Raw genomic sequence first — 20,970 nt, forward strand, 5'->3', positions numbered from 1 at the left:
ATAGGGATATTTTTTATTGTTATTGTGTTGCTTTATTCATTTCGCTAATGCCGTCGCGCAAAATAGCGATGCGATGGCTGACGTCAGCATTAGCATTTATTTCCAGTAATTTAATACCGGAGAATTTCAACGTTGCGGCGCTCGCCGCAGTAAAGAGTGATTTTGCGTGTTCAGTAGACATCAAACTGTCGGCGCAGAATGAAGAAAACGGCGCGTGCAGATCCTGCCATTCACCGTATTCCCCGCGGGTAGTCGTGCCCGAAAACATCAGTGCACCCAGCTTTCCGGCACGGAGTGCCGCCTGAACATGGTCAAGCGGGAGCGTCGTATTACGGCCTTCGATAGCCGAGCGCGCCCAGTTGATACAGACGCTGATATCGGTGTCTTTCACCACCTCCAGCACCTGCGCTAAAGGCAAGAAGCCCTTGCGCGGTGCGGGGCCGGTCATGGCATCGCAGTGTTCCAGCACGAGATCGCAGTCCCAGTCCCAGCCCGCAATTTCACGGATGGAACGGGCGAACGCCTCGGTAGCCTGCTCAACTGAAGCATTGCCCACCTGCGGCGCGGCCTGCATCTCCAGGGCAATGACTTTTCCGGGAAAACGGGCGTGAACGGCAGCAATCTTCTGATGCAGATGGCGGTAAAATTCGACGCTGGCTTTACGCTGATCTTCATCGGCGGAGGCCAGGCCAAACGCACCGTTTGTGCCGCGGCGGCGCATGGTTTCCATGACTGCCGTGACGACGATTTGCCAGTCGCCCGGCGTATGACGGAACAGCCATTCGTCGCCAAGAGGATGCAGATTTTCAAGGCAAGGCTGTTCCAGCCCCCGAATGTTCGGCGTGTCGGAAAGTTCCCGCCAGAAGGTTTGTTCTTCTTGTTCCCCTTTCTGGTGAAACGAGGGTGCGCAGGGGTACGCACCAATAATAAAAGCGGTGTTGGACATTTCGCATTCCTGTATATATCAGAAAATTAATCTAATTCGCTGACTGCCACTTTCACCACAATTTTACGAATTGCGGCTTCCTTGTTTTTAATACAGGCAGGACGGTGTACATCCTGCGGGAAAAATATGGCGTAACTGCCGGGGATCATTTCGATAAACGATTCATGTTCGCTGTCGTGATAAAAAATAATATCCCGCTGTTCCAGTAATGATTCGCTTATTTCGTTATTACCGGTATCAATGGCAATACCGATTTTTTCTTCACCCCATGCTAAAAACTGAATATCCAGATAGCGGCGGTGCACTTCCGGGCGGTTCTCGTGCGGCTCCTTTGTCGTCAGGTCGAGAACCTGGGCAAAAATAGTGCGGCCTTCAATTTCCACCACGCCTGGCGGCAGGGTGGTGAAATCCGTAGCGCGCAAAAAATGAAGCGCTTTTTCAATCGCCCGCGGCAGACGGCACGGATTGGGCTGGGAAATATGTCCGAATATCATGGTCCACTCCTTACAGAGACTGGATTTTCGCCCACACGCTGTCGTCGATGGTGATGCCGTCGCGGCGGTTCTCTTCCAGCAGGCGCGTGAATTCATGGCCCGGAAGGCGGACGGCAACGTTTTCATCAGACCGCTGCGCGGTGGTGATAAAGTCCATAATGCGCTGCAGCTTCGCATCGCGGGTTGGGCCGTCGATCAGGCGATCAACCTCGATGGCGATAAAGATCTGCGACACGCCATACTCGTCGCTGTTGTCCTGGGTCACTTCCGCGACGGAGGATCCGTTGGAGAGCAGGGTGGCAATCATGTCGAGCACGATGGATAAGCCAGACCCTTTCCAGTAGCCCATCGGCAGAATGCGGCGGTTTTTCTCAATCACGCCTGGCTCTCGGGTGAGATTACCCTCGTCGTCAAAGCCGCCATCGACCGGCAGTTCGCGCCCGGCCAGGCGATTCACCTCCAGCATGCCGTAGGAGAACATCGACATCGACATATCGACCATGGTGATTGGGCTTGATGGAATAGCCACGATCAGCGGGTTGGTGCCGATGCAGCACTCTTTTGATCCCCATGCGGGCATGACGGCAATAGAGTTGGTCCAGCATATGCCGATATAGCCCTTCTCCGCCGCCTGCCAGCCGTAGCTGCCGCCGCGCATCCAGTGGTTCGCGTTACGCAGTGCCACCAGGCCAATACCGTGGTCGGACGCCAGCTCGGTGGCGCGATCCATCATCTTTTTCGCCGTCAGGTTGCCGATAGAGCGCTGGGCATCCCACTGTTCGATGGCACCCAGCGTCATCACCCGTTTTGGCTGAGCGTCAGGAATGATATCGCCAGCATCAAGCTGCTGAATGAAACGCGGAAAACGGTTAACGCCGTGCGAATAAACGCCGGATTCCGTGGTGCGGGCGAACATCTCGGCGCAGGCGTCTGCGGTTTCCGCTTTCACGCCGCGATCGAGCAGAACCCGATTGAACGCCGCTTTTAACTCTTCAAAGGTCACTTTCATCCCTGTTCTCCTGTTCTTTTTCGGGGCAAGTGCGAGTGCTTTTTTATCGCTAAATTTCACTATGCGAAATCTGATTTCAAATATAGCGATCAAATTTTGCCAGATCAACGACATTCATGTTTTTCAAAATCGATTAAAATCAATTGGTTGTGTTTTTTCTGTTGAGATCGTGAACTGAACCACACTTTGCGCTACCATCAGGGCGCGACAAAAAGGAGCCATTTGATGAGCATGAAAGAGAGCGAAATGACGCAAGAAAAAGAGAGGCCAGCAGGTAGCCAGAGCTTGTTTCGCGGCCTGATGCTGATTGAGATCCTCAGCAACTATCCGAACGGGTGTCCGCTTGCGCACTTATCTGAACTGGCGGGGCTGAATAAGAGCACCGTGCACCGCTTGCTGCAGGGGCTACAGTCGTGCGGATACGTGACCCCGGCACCCGCGGCGGGCAGCTATCGCCTGACCACCAAATTTATCGCCGTCGGGCAAAAGGCCCTGTCGTCGCTGAATATCATTCACGTGGCCGCTCCGCACCTTGAGGCGCTGAACATTGCCACCGGTGAAACGGTGAACTTCTCCAGCCGTGAGGACGACCACGCGATCCTGATTTATAAGCTCGAACCGACAACCGGTATGCTGCGCACGCGTGCCTATATCGGCCAGCATATGCCGCTCTACTGCTCCGCAATGGGCAAAATCTACATGGCGTTTGGTCATCAGGATTACGTGGCGAGCTACTGGGAAAGCCATCAGGAACAGATCCAACCCTTGACCCGCAACACCATTACCGAGCTGAGTGCGATGTATGATGAGCTGGCGGAAATTCGCGATCGCAGCATGGCGATGGACAAAGAAGAGAACGAGCTGGGGGTTTCCTGCATTGCCGTGCCGGTCTTTGATATCCACGGGCGCGTGCCGTATGCGATCTCCATTTCGCTGTCGACGTCGCGCATGAAGCAGGTGGGCGAGAAGAACCTGCTCAAGCCGCTGCGCGAAACGGCAGAGGCTATCTCAAAAGAGCTGGGTTTTAACGTGCGCGAGGCGTAACAGATGAACCGATTTATCATGGCGGATTCGGAAAAATGCATTGGGTGCCGCACTTGCGAAGTGGCCTGTGCGGTTTCGCATCAGGAATTCGTCACCGCAAATGATTTCATGCCCCGCATTCGGGTGGTGAAAGGGGATTCTTATACCACCGCGGTCGGGTGTCATCAGTGCGAGGATGCGCCCTGTGCAAATGTGTGCCCAACCGGGGCAATCCGACGCTCAGCCGGAGCCTGGCTCGTTGAGCAGGCGCGCTGCATCGGGTGCAAAAGCTGTATGGTGGCGTGCCCGTTTGGGGCGATGCAGGTACAGAGGGTGGGGGATCATGCGCAGGCGCTGAAATGTGATTTATGCGCGCATCGCGAGGGCGGACCTGCCTGCGTTGAGGCTTGCCCGACCCACGCGTTAAGCTGTGTTGATCCCACCAGATTACGCACCGAACGGCTGCATCATCTGGCGTAAGAACTTACTGACCGTTTTCGCGCCAGGCGTTCTCAATCTCTTCCGCGAGAATTTTCACGCCCGCTTCGATTTTTTCTGGATCAGGCACATAGTTCATGCGCATGCACTGGTGCGTGTGCGGCCACGGTTTATCCAGCCCCGGGAAGAAGTAATCGCCCGGCACCATCAGCACACCACGCTTTTTCAGTCGCTGGTAGAGAAGTTCCGTCGTAATCGGCAGATCCTTGAACCAAAGCCAGAGGAAAATTGCCCCTTCTGGTTTGTGGATCAGGCAGCGTTCTTCCGGCAAATAGCGGCGAAGTATCGCGATCGTATCCTGAACACGCTGGTAATAGAATGGCTTAATCACGTCATTCGACAGGCGCAGCAGGTCGTTGCGCTTAATCATTTCGCACATCATCGCCGGGCCGATGCCGCCGGGTGAAAGGCTGATAATGCCGTTCATGTTGGTAATGGCGGTGATGATTTTTTCATTGGCAATGATGATGCCGCAGCGGCTGCCCGGCAGGCCCAGTTTAGACAGGCTCATGCACAAAACGATGTTTGGGTTCCACAGCGGGCGGGCTTCGCTGAAGATTATCCCCGGGAACGGCACGCCGTAGGCGTTATCGATCACCAAAGGGATGCCGTGCTGATTGGCCAGCGCGTCCAGTTTCATCAGCTCGTCATCGGTAATCACGTTGCCCGTTGGGTTGGTAGGACGTGATACGCAGATCATGCCCGTCTCTTCACCAATATGCAGGTGTTCAAAATCGACGTGATATTTGAACTGGCCTTCTGGCAGCAGTTCGATGTTCGGGCGCGCGGAGACAAACAGGTCTTCTTCGAGGCCGGAATCGGCATAGCCGATATACTCCGGTGCCAGCGGGAACAGCACTTTTTTGGTCGTGCCGTCGGCGCGACGTCCTGCGAACAGGTTAAACAAGTAGAAAAACGCGCTCTGGCTGCCGTTTGTCAGTGCAATATTCTGTGGCTCAATATCCCAACCCAGCTCTTCACGCAGCATATCGGCGAGGAGTTTCAGCAGCTCGGTTTTACCCTGAGGGCCGTCATAGTTGCAAAGTGCATCGGTTGCTTTGCCGCTTTCCAGCATCTGAACGAGCAGGCTCTGGAAATAGGTCGTCATCTCCGGGATTTGAGCCGGGTTTCCGCCGCCGAGCATGATTGCGCCCGGTGTGCGCAGCCCGTCGTTGAGGTCCTCCATCAGGCGGGTAATGCCTGAATGGCGGGTAAATTTGTCGCCGAAAAGTGAAAACGTCATAGCAGGTGATCTGTCGGGCTTATTATGAAAGGGGGTAACCATAACGCTAGCACCGTGCTGGTGCAAATCAGGTGATGTGGTCGGATTTGTTGTTTTATAGGGTAGGTTTGGATTTGTGCAGTGAATCGTTCTGGTTTGTTTCCCCTCACCCTAACCCTCTCCCCGGAGGGGAGAGGGGATTGCACGGTGCGGTTTTAACCCCCTCGCCCCTCCGGGGAGAGGGACGGGGTGAGGGGGAGAACGTTTATTGATTACCCGCCCATACCACCATCACTTTATCGCCCTTGTGCTCGCGCACGAAGCCGTAGCCTTCCTTCAGTGACAGCGTGGTTTGCTTGCCTTCACCAATCGCCGGGTGACGGGCGCGGAACTGACCCAGAGTTTGCCAGTGAGCGACGGTTAAGGCCTGTTTGCCCGTCACATCCTGCCAGTTCATGTCCGAGCGTGTGCCCTGAAGCGGGTCGGAGCCTGTTGGGCCGAACGGACGTTCAGATTCATCGCCGTAGTAAATCTGCACGCTGCCCGGCGCCAGCATGAGCAGCTCCGCCGCGCGCTGGCCTCCTTCGCGGAACAGTCGCGTATCGTGTGACGAGAGATAGCTCAGCACATTGAAGCTTTGCAGTTTCTCCGCCATCTGCTGCCACGTCATATCGATATCAGCCAGACAGTCCACCGCTTTCGCCGCCTGCTCCTGATAGTCAAAGTTGATCATTGCGTCGAAACCGTGGCGGTAATAATCGCTCTGCATCACGCCGTGGCCCCATGCTTCACCGGTCATCCAGAAGGGCGCATTGTCGAGTTTTTTATCGGGGTTGGCCGCTTTCCACGCTGCCAGTGCCTGGCCTGCCTGATCTTTCAGCTGCTGCCACGCGTCGAGTTCAACGTGCTTCGCGGTATCAACCCGGAAGCCGTCGATACCGTAGTCACGAACCCACTGGCTGAGCCAGTGGGTCAGGTAATCCCGGGGCGTGAAATTCGTCACCGCTTTTGCGCCGGTGTCGGGCTTGTGTTGATAAAAGTTCGGCAAACCGGATGGGGTCGTCGATTCCGTTTTCAGATCCGGCAGGAAGGCCAGCGACATGGTCAAATCGTCGAAGCCCGGGTTGTCGTAATCACCAATGTCGGTGCGGATCCATTTCTTGCCCCACCATTTTTCCCATGCAGCTTTGTCGCTAAAGTTGATGTAGTCGTTAAAGCTGTGCCAGCTTTGGCCCGCGCCGGGCTTCCAGTCCGTCCAGCGTTCACCCAGCGTTTTCTTGAGCTCATCACCCTGCAGATACAGCGCGCCAAACTGGTACTCCTGCATGTCCGCAAGGGTCGCGTAGCCAACGTGGTTCATGACGATATCAAACAGAATACGGATACCGCGCTTGTGCGCTTCGTCAACAAGCTGGCGCAGGTCATCTTCGGTGCCCATGTTGGCATCGAGCTTCGTCCAGTCCTGCGTGTAGTAACCGTGATAGGCGTAGTGAGGGAAATCACCTTTGGTTCCGCCTCCCACCCAGCCGTGGATTTGCTCCAGCGGGGAGCTTATCCACAGCGCGTTGACGCCCAGTTGCTGCAGGTAGTCGAGCTTGCCGGTAAGCCCCTTGAGATCGCCGCCGTGGAAGGTGCCGATCTCCTGCATGCCATCTTTATGACGGCCATAGCTGTTGTCGTTGCTCGGGTCGCCATTCACAAAGCGGTCGGTCAGCACGAAATAGACGGTGGCGTTTTGCCAGCTGAAGGGCGCGGGCTGGTCGGTTTCGGCACGCTCAAGCAGCAGCAGGCCGTTGCTGTTGGCGGCAGGCTGTAGGGTGATTTTGCCGTTTTGCACCGTCGCCGTCTGTTTGCTGTAGAAATCACGCACCACCGTGCCTTCAGGGAAGGTACTGCTTACCTCCAGCGTCAAAGGCTTGCCGTCCCACGTTGGACACTGACGTGCGACGTTCGCGACAGGTTGCTCAACTGTACTCTGAATGGTCAGCATCAGGGTTGGTGTCCCGGAGCGGGTATCGACACGCATCTGATAATCACCGTCACGGAATAGCCGCCACTGGGGCGGTGTGCCCTCACAGTGTTTGAGCGACAGCATCTCATTGAGTTTTATGGAGCCCGTAGGCTGCCAGCACGTGTTGTCAAAACTCACTGTTAAAGGACGGGTACCCTTCGCGAGCTTTGCCTGGCTGGTGAAGACCCCGGTTCCTTCCGCGCGAAATGCGCTAAATCCCGGCGATGACCAGTCTGCATGTGCCAGTGTGGGTAACATCAGGAGAGCCAGTGCGGTGCGTTTCATTCCATTTTCCTGTCGCGGCTTTTTTGACCAGTGTGCCACCGGGTACTGAGGAAAAACTCCTCCTCCGACGGTTTCTGCCAGGAGGACGCGAAGGGATGAGTGATCCCGCGCAAAATTAGGCAGTTATCTGCGATATCGCACACATTTTTTCAGAATTGATGCTTTAGTGAGCATGTTTCAGGTGACATAGTTTCGGATTTGGACTATTTCTATACGTGCTCTGGAAGACTATTTTTGATATGATTTGAGATTCCGCTCTCAAATTTGTGAAAAAAATAAGGTGTTGGGATGATTACATCCGACCAGGAGACCTAATGATATCGACTCCCATTCGACGATATGGGGCTGCGATACTCATGTTACTCACCACGGCATTTTCGGGTGAGGTGCTTGCGAAGACGCACACGGATACAACGAGTAAGAAAGCCCACGTAATAAAGACGACAAGTAGTAAGGTTAGCAGTAAACAAGAGTATTCTCGCAATAGTGCAAAGAGTAGTTCACTTCCTGATTTGCGAAAATACCCTTCCGGAACACCAAGGAAAAAAGCGTTTCTCCGGACGGTAATGCCTTACATCACGAGTCAAAATGCCGCGATTACTGCGGATCGTAACTGGCTGATCTCAAAACAGTACGATAGCCGCTGGTCGCCGTCTGAGCGCACGCGCCTGAAAGAGATTTCCAAACGCTACAAGGTGAAATGGAATGGCAACACGCGTCGTGTGCCGTGGAATTCACTTCTGGAGCGTGTAGACATCATTCCGGGCAGCATGGTGGCAACGATGGCCGCCGCTGAAAGCGGTTGGGGTACCTCGAAGCTGGCGCGCAATAACAACAATCTTTTCGGCATGAAATGCGTGAAAGGGCGTTGTAACAATGCTCCCGGTAAAGTGAAAGGCTACTCGCAGTTTGAATCGGTCAAAGATTCCGTGAATGCCTATGTCGTGAATCTGAACACGCATCCGGCCTACTCTTCGTTCCGTAAGTCTCGCGCCCAGCTGCGTAAAGCGGATCAGGAAGTGACGGCCAGTACGATGATCCACAAGCTGAAAGGTTATTCCACCCAGGGGCAGCGCTATAACAACTATCTGTTTGCGATGTACCAGGATAACCAGCGCTTAATTGCCGCGCATATGTAATCCCCAAAAAAACGCCTTCCATCTGAAGGCGTTTTTCTTTTTATATCAGCACTTCGCTATACCGTTCCCGGTACTCTTTCGGCGTGGTCTCATACTCCTTTCTGAACACCGAGTAGAAATACTGCAGCGACGGGTAGCCGCACATTTGTGAAATTTCATTGATGGAAAGCGACGTGGAGATCAGCAGGCTGCGCGCTTTCTCCAGTTTTTCCGCATGAATAACGGCGTGAATAGTTTCACCCACTTCCTCTTTAAAGCGTTTTTCCAGGTTTGAGCGAGAAATGCCGACCGAATCCAGTACCTGATCCACCTTAATGCCTTTGCAGGCGTGGTTGCGAATGTAGTGCATTGCCTGAATGACGGCCGGGTCGCTTAAGGAACGATAATCGGTTGAGCGGCGTTCGACGACACGCACAGGCGGAACCAGCAGGCGCTGAAGCGGCAAGGCTTCGTTGTCCAGCAGGCGGTGCAGGAGCTTCGCGGCCTGATAGCCCATTTGACGGGTTCCCTGAGCGACAGAGGAGAGCGCCACGCGAGACAAATAGCGGGTTAACTCTTCGTTATCGATACCAATTACGCACAGCTTTTCAGGCACCGGAATATGCAAATGTTCGCAGACCTGCAGCACGTGGCGCGCACGAGCATCTGTTACCGCAATAATCCCGGTCTGGGGCGGCAGCGTTTGCAGCCAGTCCGCCAGGCGGTTTTGCGCGTGCTGCCAGTTTTCCGGTGCGGTTTCCAGCCCCTGATACACCACACCACGATATTTCTCCTTTGCGACCAGCTGGCAGAACGCATGCTCGCGCTCTACCGCCCACCGTTTGCCGCTTGAAGAGGGCAACCCGTAAAACGCAAAGCGATGCACGCCTTTCTCTTTTAAATGGAGAAAAGCGGCCTCGACCAGCGCATGGTTATCGGTTGCGATGTAGTGGACCGGTGGATAGTGATCGGGCGAATGATACGAGCCGCCGACGCCCACAATGGGAACGTCGACGTCTGTTAGCAATTGCTCAATGACGGGATCGTCATAGTCAGCGATAACGCCATCGCCCAGCCAGTCTTTGATGTTCTCCAGACGGGTGCGGAAATCTTCTTCAATGAAAATATCCCACTCGGATTGCGACGCCTGCAAATATTCACCAACCCCTTCAACCACCTGACGGTCGTAGGCTTTGTTGGCATTGAATAACAACGTAATGCGGTGACGCTTTTCAAACATGGCTCACTTTCCCAAATAAGTAACAATACTGTTCTCAGGCACGTCGCTTGGTTGCCGAGTCCATCCAGACTGCCAGCAAAAGAATCGCTCCCTTCACGATATACTGCCAAAACGTTGGGACGTCCATCATGCTCATCCCGTTATCCAGCGAAGCCATAATAAATGCGCCCATCACCGCGCCTGCCACGCTGCCGACACCGCCTGCGAGACTGGTCCCGCCGATGACACACGCAGCGATGGCATCCAACTCGGCAATGTTTCCTGCCGACGGTGAACCGGCCCCCAGACGTGAGCTGAGGATCAGCCCTGCAATCGCCACCATCAGGCCGTTGATGGCAAAGACAGCGAGTTTGGTGCGTTCGACGTTGATCCCTGACAGACGTGCCGCCTCAAGATTACCGCCAATGGCATAAATACGACGACCAAACGCGGTGCGCGTCGCCATAAACATGCCGCCCAGCAGCAGGAGCGCCAGCAGCAGAACGGGCGTCGGGACACCGCGGTAATCGTTCAGCAGCCAGATGGCACCCAGCACAATCACGGCGGTGAGCGCCTGAGGACCGACCACGGAGGTCGATGCCGGAGAAGCCAGCCCCAGCGCCTGACGGCGCATACGGCCACGCCACTGCCATGCGATGAAGGCCATCATGCCCACCACGCCAATCGTAAAGCCGATGCCATCAGAGAGGTAGCTCTGCCCAATCTGCGACATAGACGCGCTGGTGGGAGAGACGGTGGTACCGTTGGTGATGCCAATCAGAATCCCACGGAAGGCCAGCATCCCGGCCAGGGTGACGATGAATGACGGCACCTTACGGTAGGCAACCCACCACCCGTTCCACGCCCCCAGTACCAGACCCAGCGCCAGCGTCACGACAATGGTGAGCGGCAGCGGCCAGCCGAGCCAGACATCAAATATCGCCGCCACGCCGCCGAGCAGGCCCATCATCGACCCGACCGACAGGTCAATCTCCGCTGAGATAATCACAAACACCATCCCCACGGCCAGAATGCCGGTGATGGCAGTCTGGCGCAGCAGGTTAGAGATATTACGAGCACTCAAATAGGAGCCATCGGTCATCCAGGTAAAGAACAGCATGATGGCGATAATCGCCGCGATCATCACGAAGACCTGCAGGTTTAGCGCTTTCAGCCCTGCGAACGCGCCGGGTGTCGGCACAGCGACTTTGATATCAGACGGATTGCTTTTCGACATGACGTTCGCTCCTTAGGGCGGCTTCCATCACCTGTTCTTGCGTCAGGTTCTGGTTAATCAGATTGGCTTTCAGTTTCCCCTCGTGCATAACCAACACGCGGTCGCTCAGGCCGAGCACTTCAGGTAATTCAGACGAGATGACAATGACGGCAATGCCTTGCTGCACAAGCTGATTAATCAGCTTGTAGATTTCATACTTCGCGCCAATATCAATCCCGCGAGTCGGTTCATCCAGGATTAAAATTCGCGGGTTGAGAAGCAGGCAGCGCGCCAGAATCGCCTTTTGCTGGTTCCCCCCGCTGAGGCGTCCAATGGCCAGTTCCGGGGAGGAGGTTTTGACCTTGAGCTTGGCGAGTGACTGAAGAATACACTGCTGCTCGGCAGCGTCGTCCAGGCTCGTCAGGGCGCCGGAGAACTGGTTTAGCGCCGCCAGCGTGATGTTTTTCCCGACAGCCATTACCGGCACGATGCCGTCTTTTTTGCGATCTTCTGGCACCATGGCAATGCCATGGGCAATCGCCTGCTGGCAGTTGTCGATTTTCACCGGCTGACCATCGATGTAAATGCTGCCTTCCCAGCGTCCGGGCCACACGCCAAACAGGCACTGCACGGCTTCGGTTCGACCTGCGCCCACTAAACCCGCAATGCCAAGGATTTCACCGCGGTGAAGGGAAAAGGAGACGTCGTTAACTCGCCTGATATGGCGATTCACGGGATGCCATGCAGTGAGATTTTCCACGCGCAGGATTTCGTCTCCCACGGCATGGGGTTCGTTCGGATAGAGCGCAGTGAGTTCGCGCCCTACCATCATGGTGATGATGTCATCTTCACTCATGCCCTCCGCTTCACGCGTGCCGATGTGTTGCCCGTCGCGGATCACGCAAATGGTGTCCGAAATGGCTTTCACCTCATTAAGCTTGTGCGAAATATAGATGCAGGCGATACCGTGGTTTTGCAGATCGCGGATGATATTGAGCAGAACAGCGGTTTCCTGTTCAGTGAGCGAGGCCGTTGGCTCATCGAGAATCAGCAGTCTTACCTGCTTGTTCAGGGCTTTGGCGATTTCGACCAACTGCTGCTGCCCCAGGCCAAGATCCCCCACGCGGGTATCCGGTGAAATGCTGAGGCTCACCTGCGCCAGCAGCTTTTCACAGCGCAGCGTCATGGTGTCGTAATCCAGTACGCCGTGACGTGAGATTTCGGCCCCCAGGAAGATATTTTCCAGCACGGTGAGGTGCTTCACCAGTGCCAGTTCCTGATGAATAATGGCGATACCTTTACGCTCAGTATCGCGAATGTGTGTGGCCTGAATGACCTCACCGGCAAAGACGATTTCACCCTCATAGCTGCCATGTGGATAGATCCCGCACAGCACTTTCATCAGCGTCGACTTGCCTGAACCGTTTTCACCGCACAGCGAGACCACTTCGCCAGGGTTTAGCCGCAGGCTCACGTTATCGACCGCTTTCACCGCGCCAAAGGCTTTGGTGATGCTCTTCATTTCTAGTAAATAAGACATAACTGCTCCACGTGACCTGAGGGAGAACAGGACAGACCGGTGCGCCCCTGCCGGGCAGGGGCAGCGCGGGATTACAGTTCACTCTTCTTGTGGAAACCGTCTTTAATGACAGTGGCGTCAATATTCTCTTTATTGACTTCAATCGGGGTGAGCAGACGAGCCGGAACATCTTTGAGTCCGTTGTTTAACGTCGCGTCAGATTTAGGCTGTTGACCCTCACCCAGCTCAACGGCAATTTCAGCCGCCGTATTCGCAAGTTCGGTGATGGGCTTGTAAACCGTCATGGTTTGGGTGCCAGCAATGATGCGTTTTACCCCGGCGAGATCGGCATCCTGTCCGGAGATAGCGACTTTGCCAGCCAGCCCCTGGGCGCTCAGGGCCTGGATCGCGCCGCCAGCGGTGGCATCGTTAGAGGCCACGACTGCATCAATTTTGTTGTTGTTGGCCGTCAGCGCGTTTTCCATGATTTTTAGCGCGTTTTCAGGGAGCCAACCATCAGCCCACTGATCGCCAACCACTTTAATTTTCCCGTTGTCGATGTACGGTTTAAGGACTTTCATTTGCCCTTCGCGGAACAGTTTGGCGTTGTTATCCACTGGCGAACCACCCATCAGGAAATAATTCCCTTGAGGCACTTTATCGACCAGGCTTTTGGCTTGTAATTCACCCACTTTTTCGTTGTCGAACGAAATATAATAATCAATGTCTGCGTTATTAATCATGCGGTCATAGGCCAATACTTTTATGCCTTCTTGTTTGGCTTCTTTCACCACGTTACTTAATACCTGGCCGTTGTACGGGATAATGACCAGAACATCGACGCCACGGTTGATCATATTCTCAATTTGCGACATTTGCGTTTCTTCGTTGCCGTTAGCCGACTGAACAAACACGCTTGCGCCGAGAGATTCTGCTTTTTTTACAAAAATATCGCGATCTTTTTGCCAGCGCTCCAGGCGCAGGTCGTCAATGGCCATGCCGATTTTCACCTCTTTGGCATGCCCGGCAAAGCTTGCAAGCAGGAGAGTAGTACAGAGTGTAAGGGACAGGTTCTTTATCTTCATAATTATTAGGCCTTTTTGTAGGGGATGTGTCGCTGAGATAAAAGAAACATTCACTGCTGAGACGCAGCAAATTTTTAACGTGGAAAGGCCCGCTGGCAATTACAGATTTTTATCTTCTCATTATGATATTTGGTTTATTTCTGAATTTATGACCGCGATCGGATTTTAAAATACGTAACTTATTAATTACATTTGATTCTGGAATCTGCACCGAAAAATAGTTTGTCTGCGCATTATTTTGCGAGCCAGCGCACAGTTGTGCATTCTCTCAATAGCAGTGTGAAATAACGTAATTGAGCAAGCCGGAATGTGTATTCACTATTACTCCTGTATCTACGACTCGCCGCATACCCTGATTATGGAGCTCAATATGCAAGCTTATTTCGACCAACTCGATCGCGTTCGTTACGAAGGCACGAAAACGACCAATCCTTTAGCATTTCGTCACTACAACCCGGACGAGCTGGTGCTGGGTAAGCGCATGGAAGATCATCTGCGCTTTGCCGCCTGTTACTGGCATACGTTCTGCTGGAATGGTGCCGATATGTTCGGTGTGGGTTCTTTTGACCGTCCATGGCAACAGCCTGGCGAAGCCATCGAACTGGCGAAGCGTAAAGCGGATGTCGCGTTTGAATTCTTTCACAAGCTGAACGTGCCGTACTACTGCTTCCACGATGTGGATGTCTCTCCGGAAGGCGCGTCGCTGAAAGAGTATCTGAACAACTTCGCGCAAATGGTGGACGTGCTGGCGGCAAAACAGCAGCAGAGCGGCGTGAAGCTACTGTGGGGCACGGCAAACTGCTTTACTAACCCTCGCTATGGCGCGGGTGCGGCAACGAATCCGGATCCCGAAGTGTTCAGCTGGGCGGCCACACAGGTGGTGACGGCGATGAACGCCACGCATCAGTTGGGCGGCGAGAACTATGTGCTGTGGGGCGGCCGTGAAGGGTATGAAACCCTGCTGAACACCGATCTGCGCCAGGAGCGTGAGCAGATTGGTCGCTTTATGCAGATGGTTGTCGAGCATAAACACAAAATTGGTTTCCGCGGTACGCTGCTGATTGAACCTAAGCCGCAAGAGCCGACCAAGCATCAGTACGATTATGACGTCGCAACCGTGTACGGCTTCCTGAAACAATTTGGTCTGGAAAAAGAGATCAAAGTGAACATTGAGGCTAACCACGCTACGCTTGCGGGCCACTCTTTCCATCACGAAATTGCGTCCGCCATTGCGCTGGGCATCTTTGGTTCTGTGGATGCAAACCGTGGTGATGCACAGCTAGGCTGGGACACCGACCAGTTCCCGAACAGCGTGGAAGAGAATGCGCTGGTGATGTACGAAATCATCAAAGCGGGGGGCTTCACCACCGGCGGTCTGAATTTTGACGCCAAAGTGCGTCGCCAAAGCACCGATAAGTACGATCTGTTCTACGGTCATATTGGCGCGATGGACACCATGGCGCTGGCGCTGAAAATCGCCGCCCGAATGATTGAAGACGGTGAGCTGGATAAACGCGTGGCGAAGCGTTATAGCGGCTGGAACAGTGAGCTGGGCCAGCAAATTTTGAAAGGCCAGTTATCGCTTGGTGAGATCGCGAAGTACGCTGAACAGCATCAACTGGCACCGCAGCATCAGAGCGGACACCAGGAACTGCTGGAAAACCTGGTCAATCATTACCTGTTCGATAAATAACAGCATGCAGGCCCGGTAAGCGCAGCGCCACCGGGCATTTCTGTCAAAGGAGTCACCACAATGTATATCGGGATCGATCTTGGCACATCGGGTGTGAAAGCCATCCTGTTAAGCGAACAGGGCGACGTGTTAGCCACGCAGACGGAAAAACTGCAGGTTTCACGTCCGCATCCGCTGTGGTCTGAACAGGACCCGGAGCAGTGGTGGCTGGCGACGGATCGCGCAATCACAGCCTTAGGCGCGCAGCACAGTCTCCGTGACGTAAAAGCGCTGGGGATTGCCGGACAAATGCACGGCGCAACGCTACTGGACAGCCAGCACCGCGTGTTGCGTCCAGCGATCCTCTGGAACGACGGTCGCTGTGCAGAAGAGTGCGCGCTTCTTGAAGAACGCGTACCGACCTCTCGTGACATCACCGGCAACCTGATGATGCCAGGCTTCACCGCACCAAAACTCTTGTGGGTACAGCGCCATGAACCTGAGATTTTCCGTCAGGTAGCGAAAGTTCTGCTGCCGAAAGATTATCTGCGTTTTCGCATGACGGGTGATTTCGCCAGTGATATGTCTGACGCGGCGGGCACGATGTGGCTCGATGTGGCGAAACGCGACTGGAGCGAGGCGATGCTGGATGCCTGCCATCTGACTCGTGACCATATGCCTGCGCTCTTCGAAGGCAGCGAGGCCACCGGCACATTGCAGTCCTCCATTGCTGAACGCTGGAATATGCCTGCCGTACCGGTGGTAGCTGGCGGCGGCGACAATGCGGCGGGCGCTGTCGGTGTCGGGATGGTGGAGGTAGGGCAGGCGATGCTCTCGCTGGGAACCTCCGGCGTCTATTTTGCCGTCAGCGACGGTTATCGCAGCAACCCTGAAAGCGCGGTCCACAGTTTCTGTCATGCCCTGCCCGGGAAATGGCATTTGATGTCGGTGATGCTGAGTGCGGCATCCTGCCTCGATTGGGCAGCGAAGCTGACCGGAATGGCGGATGTCCCTGCGTTTATCGAAGCCGCGCAGCAGGCGGATGAAAATGCCGGTGCCGTCTGGTTTTTACCCTATCTTTCCGGCGAGCGTACGCCGCACAATAACCCGGAAGCGAAAGGGGTGTTTTTCGGTTTAACTCATCAACATGGCCCGGCTGAACTGGCGCGTGCGGTACTGGAGGGCGTCGGGTATGCGCTGGCGGATGGGATGGACGTCGTACACGATTGTGGGCTGAAACCATCAAGCATTACGCTCATTGGCGGCGGCGCGCGCAGCAGTTACTGGCGGCAGATGCTGTCTGACATTAGCGGGCTACAGCTTGATTATCGCACCGGGGGCGACGTCGGGCCTGCGCTTGGCGCAGCGCGGCTGGCACAGATAGCCGCGAACCCTGACAAACCGCTCGCACAGTTGCTGCCACAGCTGGCGCTTGAGCAAACGCATCTTCCTGACGCAGCACGGCATTCGCGTTACGCGGAAAGGCGTGATGTGTTCCGTAGGATCTACCAGCAGCTGCTGCCGTTGATGTCATAAAACGATTGTCTGATAGAGGCATGACGATGTCCTTTTTTGGTCTGTTCGTGCCTGCGTTTCCTCGTCAGGATAAGGTCATACCCACTGACGAGGAGTTCCATCATGTCCCGCACCGCATTAATCAATATTGATACTCAGCAGTCATTTCATCATCGCATGTACTGGCAGGAGGGCGATATTCCTGCTTTTCAACAGGCCATGCTGGGGCTGATTGAAGGCTGCCAGTCGCGAAATATTCCGGTCGTTGATATTTTTCATGTAGATGAAGACGGTCCCTTCACCCTGGAAAGCGGCTATGTCAAACCGATGGCCTTTTTACGTCATCAGCCGGATGTGGTTTTCCAGAAACACGTCCATAATGCCTTCACGGACACCGGGCTCGACCGCTGGCTGCGCGAGCGTGATATCAACCGACTGATTATCTGCGGCATTCGCACTGAACAATGTTGTGAAACTACCGCACGTGTGGCCTCCGATCTGGGCTATGCTGTGACCTTTGTGGGCGAGGCCACGCTGACGTTCCCGATGACGTACAACGGAATTACCCTCAGCGCTGACGAACTGCGTCATCGTACCGAGACGGTGCTGGCCGGGCGTTTTGCCGAGATTAAAACGGTAGCGGAGACGCTGGAGTCACTGTAATGAGCATCGACGTCTGGTTTGTTATGTTGCCCGGGGTGCTGTCATTAGACATGACCGGCCCGGCAGAAACCTTTGTGCTGGCGGGCGACGCGTTTCGCCTGCATTACATTGGCCCGCAGCCTGACGTTCAGACGTCGATTGGCCTGACGATGAGCGGCATTCAGCCGCTGCCGGAACGTCTGCCAGAAGGGAGTTTGCTTGTGCTACCGGGAGTCAGCGACTCCCACGTCCAGTTCTCAACCCCTCTGGCGCAGCAGATTCAGCACTGGCTGATGCGCCTGCAGCCGCAAATCCAGCGCCAGGACATCGCCGTGATGTGCGTCTGTTCTGGCGCGTTGCTGGCGGCAAAGTCGGGCTTGTTGAATAACCGGCAGTGCACCACGCATCATGACGTCATTAGCCGCTTACGCGCTGCAGCCCCCACGGCGACGATTAAAGAAAACCGGATTTTCGTGCAGGATGAGAATATCTGGACCAGCGCAGGGATCACGTCGGGTATCGATCTGGCGCTGCATATGATTAACCGCCTTTGTGGGCCAGAAAAAGCCCTGGCCGTCGCGCGTGAGATGGTGGTCTGGTTCCGCCGCTCAGGGGACGATCCGCAGCTTTCACCCTGGTTACGCTACCGCAATCATCTTCACCCGGCGATCCACCGCGCGCAGGACGCCCTTACCGCTGAGCCGCAAAAAGCGTGGCAGATACCGGATATCGCCGCGCAGGCGCACGTCAGCCCACGCCATCTGACCCGACTTTTTCAGGAACATTTAGGTATAAGCGTTCGGGATTACCTTGAGCAATTGCGTCTGGCCGTGGCCGAACAGTGGTTGTTGCAGGGGCGTGGGGTGGAGCAGGCGTCGCTGGCGGCAGGGTTTTCCTCCCCGCGCCAGTTCCACCGTGCCCGGCAGCGAATCGCTAACTAACGAAGCGACGGGTATCTATTTTTTGCAACAGCATCGACAGCAATAAGCTCACGACCAGCGTGGCGGCAAAAATCCAGATAATATCCAGCAGCGGCCAGTTTTTGAGCTCAATCCCACGCGTGCGAAGAGCGTGGATCACCAGCGCGTGAAAACCATAAATCCCCAGCGAGTGGCGCGAAATCAATCCCACCACGGGAAGCGGGCGTTCATTCAGCTTATTTTTGACGAGTATCAGCAGGGAGACGGCGCAGATAAAGACCATCGGGCCGCAGTACAGATACCAGGTATCGGCAAAATTCCCGCGCCACTTCAGCTCATAAAGCGTACCGCGCGAAATCACGATCACACCGATGATAAATAGCGCGCCACAAAGCCAGTTCATACTTCGTTTTTGTGTATCCATCATGCCAATGGCGCGCCCCAGCATGCCGTAAAGCACGTAGTAGAAGGTATCGCCGTTGATATAGAGGTTCACCGGCAACCACTCAAATCCGTCAATTTTCTGCGAGACGGTATTGGGGTTTGCCACCACGCCAATCACCACCATCAGGGCCAGGAGCATTTTCCCGCTGACGTTCTTCACCTGTATCAGCGGGGAAACCAGGTAGATAACGATAATGGCGAAGAAGAACCACAGGTGATAGAAGATCGGTTTTTGCAGCACGTTTTTCAGCGAAAGTTCGGCGTTAATTGAGGTGAAAAGCGTGATATAGAGCAGCGCAACGGCGCTGTAGAAACCCAGGCATGACGCGATGCGGATAAAATGCCTCGGTTGCGCACTGCGTTCGCCAAAAAAGAGAAAGCCGGAAATCATAAAGAACAGCGGCACGCTCACGCGGGAAGCAGAGTTAAGTATATTAGCGATATCCCAGTTAACGTGGCTGATGCTGTGCGCGTTCGTGACGTACCAGGTCGTCGTGTGGATCATCACCACCATCAGACAGGCTATTCCTCGCAGGTTATCAATCCAGTTAATTTTTGACGACATCAGTTCCTCTTATTCCCTGTAAATAGAGTGTGACTGCGATTAGGGTAAAGTCTTCCCTTGGAAAATTCTGAGTTTAACTCGCGTAACTTGTACGAGGAGCGCGAGATTCGCAGAATGACGCACCATAATCTATAAAAGCGTTGATATTAAAAATAACAGCCACTGACCAGGGCGGTAATAAAAATGATGATGAAGCGTGTGGCGTCACTCTTTCTGCTACTCATACTGGCGGGGTGCAGCGCCTCGCAGGACGTGCCTGAACAAAAAGCACAGCAGGGGAAAATCACCCCTGAACGTTCGCTGAATATGGAGCAGCTCTGCAAAGACCAGGCGGCTCGTCGCTATAATTCCGAGGTGCAGAAAATTACGGTTAACGGATTTGAGCGCTTTCAGGGGAGCTATGAGCTAAAAGGCTATACTGCGCGTAAAGAAGGCTTTGTCTGTTCTTTTGACGCGGACGGTCAGTTTTTACATCTCTCGATGCGCTAATCTGCTCGTATAATCAGCAGCCACAATGCCCTGGCGTTCTGGCTGCGCGCCTTATTCCCCAATTTATCTTAAACAACCCCGTTTCGTACTGTATATCTTGCAGCCAGCGGGTATACTGATCCCTTCCATTTAAAACCACACGTATCCAGCACGAAATACTATGCAAAAGTTTGATACCAAGACCTTCCAGGGCCTGATCCTGACCTTACAGGATTACTGGGCTCGTCAGGGCTGCACCATTGTTCAACCTTTGGACATGGAAGTTGGCGCAGGCACCTCGCACCCAATGACCAGCTTACGCGCGTTGGGGCCGGAGCCAATGGCGACCGCGTATGTGCAGCCTTCCCGTCGTCCTACCGATGGCCGTTACGGCGAAAACCCGAACCGTCTGCAGCACTACTATCAGTTCCAGGTGGTGATTAAGCCATCACCAGACAACATTCAGGAACTGTACCTCGGGTCGCTGAAAGAACTGGGTATGGACCCGACCATTCACGACATTCGTTTCGTGGAAGATAACTGGGAAAACCCAACGCTGGGTGCCTGGGGGCTGGGCTGGGAAGTGTGGCTGAACGGCATGGAAGTGACGCAGTTCACTTACTTCCAGCAGGTTGGCGGTCTGGAATGTAAACCAATCACCGGTGAAATCACCTACGGTCTGGAACGTCTGGCCATGTACATTCAGGGCGTAGACAGCGTTTACGACCTGGTCTGGAGCGACGGCCCGCTGGGTAAAACCACCTACGGCGACGTGTTCCATCAGAACGAAGTGGAGCAATCCACCTATAACTTCGAATACGCGGACGTGGACTTCCTGTTCACCTGCTTCGAGCAGTACGAGAAAGAAGCGCAGCTGCTGCTGGCGCTGGAGACTCCGCTGCCGCTGCCTGCCTACGAGCGTATTCTGAAGGCCGCCCACAGCTTCAACCTGCTGGACGCCCGCAAAGCCATCTCCGTGACTGAACGTCAGCGCTACATTCTGCGTATTCGTACCCTGACCAAAGCCGTTGCAGAAGCTTACTATGCGTCCCGTGAAGCCCTTGGCTTCCCGATGTGCAACCGAAACAAATAAGAGGCG

Annotated in this window: 19 protein-coding genes; 9 read left to right on the top strand and 10 right to left on the bottom strand. The window is 54.6% G+C overall.

Features of this window, described 5'->3' with window-relative positions:
- Positions 1 to 19: 19 nt before the first annotated feature.
- From AC2T6E_RS22015 to yiaK, 3 genes are read right to left on the bottom strand one after another with little or no spacing between them, the layout of a single operon-like run.
- The gene (locus AC2T6E_RS22015; RefSeq protein WP_486693236.1) at positions 20 to 946 is read right to left on the bottom strand and encodes a DUF4862 family protein; all 927 of its coding nucleotides are present in this window, start codon (positions 944 to 946) and stop codon (positions 20 to 22) included.
- Positions 947 to 972: 26 nt separating this feature from the next.
- Positions 973 to 1,440 (bottom strand): YhcH/YjgK/YiaL family protein, encoded by a 468-nt coding sequence (locus AC2T6E_RS22020; protein ID WP_120159859.1) that lies wholly within the window; start codon positions 1,438 to 1,440, stop codon positions 973 to 975.
- Positions 1,441 to 1,450: 10 nt separating this feature from the next.
- Entirely contained in the window at positions 1,451 to 2,449 is a 999-nt protein-coding gene (gene yiaK, locus AC2T6E_RS22025) for a 3-dehydro-L-gulonate 2-dehydrogenase (protein WP_042716584.1), read from the bottom strand.
- 225 nt (positions 2,450 to 2,674) lie between these two features.
- On the opposite strand from yiaK, the gene yiaJ reads away from it, so the two are divergent.
- On the top strand, positions 2,675 to 3,493 hold the full coding sequence (gene yiaJ, locus AC2T6E_RS22030; protein ID WP_021242452.1) for an IclR family transcriptional regulator YiaJ: 819 nt from the start codon (positions 2,675 to 2,677) through the stop codon (positions 3,491 to 3,493).
- A 3-nt stretch (positions 3,494 to 3,496) separates the two neighbouring features.
- On the top strand, positions 3,497 to 3,952 hold the full coding sequence (locus AC2T6E_RS22035) for a 4Fe-4S dicluster domain-containing protein (protein ID WP_278436158.1): 456 nt from the start codon (positions 3,497 to 3,499) through the stop codon (positions 3,950 to 3,952).
- 4 nt (positions 3,953 to 3,956) lie between these two features.
- On the opposite strand, the gene avtA is transcribed toward AC2T6E_RS22035, so the two are convergent.
- Complete coding sequence (gene avtA, locus AC2T6E_RS22040) at positions 3,957 to 5,213, bottom strand: valine--pyruvate transaminase (RefSeq protein ID WP_486693237.1); 1,257 nt, start codon at positions 5,211 to 5,213, stop codon at positions 3,957 to 3,959.
- A gap of 244 nt (positions 5,214 to 5,457) precedes the next feature.
- Positions 5,458 to 7,488 (bottom strand): alpha-amylase, encoded by a 2,031-nt coding sequence (locus AC2T6E_RS22045; protein ID WP_486693238.1) that lies wholly within the window; start codon positions 7,486 to 7,488, stop codon positions 5,458 to 5,460.
- Positions 7,489 to 7,802: 314 nt separating this feature from the next.
- Between AC2T6E_RS22045 and AC2T6E_RS22050 the strand changes: the two genes are divergently transcribed.
- Positions 7,803 to 8,627: a protein bax gene (locus tag AC2T6E_RS22050; RefSeq protein ID WP_100165422.1), complete on the top strand. Its 825-nt coding sequence runs from the start codon at positions 7,803 to 7,805 to the stop codon at positions 8,625 to 8,627.
- A 40-nt stretch (positions 8,628 to 8,667) separates the two neighbouring features.
- Here AC2T6E_RS22050 and xylR read toward each other — a convergent pair whose 3' ends face one another.
- From xylR to xylF, 4 genes are all read right to left on the bottom strand, one after another.
- Positions 8,668 to 9,846 carry a D-xylose utilization transcriptional activator XylR gene (xylR, locus tag AC2T6E_RS22055; RefSeq protein WP_089599673.1) on the bottom strand — a complete coding sequence of 393 codons (1,179 nt, stop codon included), beginning with the start codon at positions 9,844 to 9,846 and terminating at the stop codon, positions 8,668 to 8,670.
- A gap of 34 nt (positions 9,847 to 9,880) precedes the next feature.
- Positions 9,881 to 11,062: a xylose ABC transporter permease XylH gene (gene xylH / locus AC2T6E_RS22060; protein WP_486693239.1), complete on the bottom strand. Its 1,182-nt coding sequence runs from the start codon at positions 11,060 to 11,062 to the stop codon at positions 9,881 to 9,883.
- Complete coding sequence (locus tag AC2T6E_RS22065; protein ID WP_486693240.1) at positions 11,040 to 12,581, bottom strand: xylose ABC transporter ATP-binding protein; 1,542 nt, start codon at positions 12,579 to 12,581, stop codon at positions 11,040 to 11,042. Before AC2T6E_RS22065 ends, xylH begins: the two co-directional genes overlap by 23 nt.
- Before the next feature lie 71 nt (positions 12,582 to 12,652).
- Positions 12,653 to 13,645, bottom strand: a complete 993-nt coding sequence (gene xylF / locus AC2T6E_RS22070) for a D-xylose ABC transporter substrate-binding protein (RefSeq protein WP_108418137.1) — start codon at positions 13,643 to 13,645, stop codon at positions 12,653 to 12,655.
- Between the two features lie 370 nt (positions 13,646 to 14,015).
- Here xylF and xylA point away from each other — a divergent pair, with 370 nt between their 5' ends.
- From xylA to AC2T6E_RS22090, 4 genes are all read left to right on the top strand, one after another.
- The gene (xylA, locus tag AC2T6E_RS22075; protein ID WP_089599718.1) at positions 14,016 to 15,338 is read left to right on the top strand and encodes a xylose isomerase; all 1,323 of its coding nucleotides are present in this window, start codon (positions 14,016 to 14,018) and stop codon (positions 15,336 to 15,338) included.
- Between the two features lie 60 nt (positions 15,339 to 15,398).
- Positions 15,399 to 16,853, top strand: a complete 1,455-nt coding sequence (gene xylB, locus AC2T6E_RS22080) for a xylulokinase (RefSeq protein ID WP_486693241.1) — start codon at positions 15,399 to 15,401, stop codon at positions 16,851 to 16,853.
- Between the two features lie 102 nt (positions 16,854 to 16,955).
- Complete coding sequence (locus tag AC2T6E_RS22085) at positions 16,956 to 17,495, top strand: isochorismatase family protein (RefSeq protein ID WP_460213115.1); 540 nt, start codon at positions 16,956 to 16,958, stop codon at positions 17,493 to 17,495.
- Complete coding sequence (locus AC2T6E_RS22090) at positions 17,495 to 18,415, top strand: GlxA family transcriptional regulator (protein ID WP_108418140.1); 921 nt, start codon at positions 17,495 to 17,497, stop codon at positions 18,413 to 18,415. The genes AC2T6E_RS22085 and AC2T6E_RS22090 overlap by 1 nt, the downstream gene beginning before the upstream one ends.
- Here the strand turns inward: AC2T6E_RS22090 and AC2T6E_RS22095 are convergent.
- Positions 18,408 to 19,403 carry an acyltransferase gene (locus AC2T6E_RS22095; protein ID WP_486693242.1) on the bottom strand — a complete coding sequence of 332 codons (996 nt, stop codon included), beginning with the start codon at positions 19,401 to 19,403 and terminating at the stop codon, positions 18,408 to 18,410. The genes AC2T6E_RS22090 and AC2T6E_RS22095 overlap by 8 nt on opposite strands.
- Before the next feature lie 183 nt (positions 19,404 to 19,586).
- On the opposite strand from AC2T6E_RS22095, the gene AC2T6E_RS22100 reads away from it, so the two are divergent.
- Both AC2T6E_RS22100 and glyQ read left to right on the top strand, forming a co-directional pair.
- Positions 19,587 to 19,892, top strand: coding sequence for a YsaB family lipoprotein (locus AC2T6E_RS22100; RefSeq protein WP_126817165.1), 306 nt, complete (start codon positions 19,587 to 19,589; stop codon positions 19,890 to 19,892).
- Positions 19,893 to 20,052: 160 nt separating this feature from the next.
- Positions 20,053 to 20,964, top strand: a complete 912-nt coding sequence (gene glyQ / locus AC2T6E_RS22105) for a glycine--tRNA ligase subunit alpha (RefSeq protein ID WP_247825621.1) — start codon at positions 20,053 to 20,055, stop codon at positions 20,962 to 20,964.
- Positions 20,965 to 20,970 lie beyond the last annotated feature (6 nt).

This window comes from Enterobacter sp. B79-1 (genome assembly GCF_057444735.1).

Bases quoted from the DNA above. Each gene is read 5' to 3' on its own strand.
- AC2T6E_RS22015 (WP_486693236.1), bottom strand. From the start codon at position 946: ATGTCCAACACCGCTTTTATTATTGGTGCGTACCCCTGCGCACCCTCG.
- AC2T6E_RS22020 (WP_120159859.1), bottom strand. From the start codon at position 1,440: ATGATATTCGGACATATTTCCCAGCCCAATCCGTGCCGTCTGCCGCGG.
- yiaK (WP_042716584.1), bottom strand. From the start codon at position 2,449: ATGAAAGTGACCTTTGAAGAGTTAAAAGCGGCGTTCAATCGGGTTCTG.
- yiaJ (WP_021242452.1), top strand. From the start codon at position 2,675: ATGAGCATGAAAGAGAGCGAAATGACGCAAGAAAAAGAGAGGCCAGCA.
- AC2T6E_RS22035 (WP_278436158.1), top strand. From the start codon at position 3,497: ATGAACCGATTTATCATGGCGGATTCGGAAAAATGCATTGGGTGCCGC.
- avtA (WP_486693237.1), bottom strand. From the start codon at position 5,213: ATGACGTTTTCACTTTTCGGCGACAAATTTACCCGCCATTCAGGCATT.
- AC2T6E_RS22045 (WP_486693238.1), bottom strand. From the start codon at position 7,488: ATGAAACGCACCGCACTGGCTCTCCTGATGTTACCCACACTGGCACAT.
- AC2T6E_RS22050 (WP_100165422.1), top strand. From the start codon at position 7,803: ATGATATCGACTCCCATTCGACGATATGGGGCTGCGATACTCATGTTA.
- xylR (WP_089599673.1), bottom strand. From the start codon at position 9,846: ATGTTTGAAAAGCGTCACCGCATTACGTTGTTATTCAATGCCAACAAA.
- xylH (WP_486693239.1), bottom strand. From the start codon at position 11,062: ATGTCGAAAAGCAATCCGTCTGATATCAAAGTCGCTGTGCCGACACCC.
- AC2T6E_RS22065 (WP_486693240.1), bottom strand. From the start codon at position 12,581: ATGTCTTATTTACTAGAAATGAAGAGCATCACCAAAGCCTTTGGCGCG.
- xylF (WP_108418137.1), bottom strand. From the start codon at position 13,645: ATGAAGATAAAGAACCTGTCCCTTACACTCTGTACTACTCTCCTGCTT.
- xylA (WP_089599718.1), top strand. From the start codon at position 14,016: ATGCAAGCTTATTTCGACCAACTCGATCGCGTTCGTTACGAAGGCACG.
- xylB (WP_486693241.1), top strand. From the start codon at position 15,399: ATGTATATCGGGATCGATCTTGGCACATCGGGTGTGAAAGCCATCCTG.
- AC2T6E_RS22085 (WP_460213115.1), top strand. From the start codon at position 16,956: ATGTCCCGCACCGCATTAATCAATATTGATACTCAGCAGTCATTTCAT.
- AC2T6E_RS22090 (WP_108418140.1), top strand. From the start codon at position 17,495: ATGAGCATCGACGTCTGGTTTGTTATGTTGCCCGGGGTGCTGTCATTA.
- AC2T6E_RS22095 (WP_486693242.1), bottom strand. From the start codon at position 19,403: ATGTCGTCAAAAATTAACTGGATTGATAACCTGCGAGGAATAGCCTGT.
- AC2T6E_RS22100 (WP_126817165.1), top strand. From the start codon at position 19,587: ATGATGATGAAGCGTGTGGCGTCACTCTTTCTGCTACTCATACTGGCG.
- glyQ (WP_247825621.1), top strand. From the start codon at position 20,053: ATGCAAAAGTTTGATACCAAGACCTTCCAGGGCCTGATCCTGACCTTA.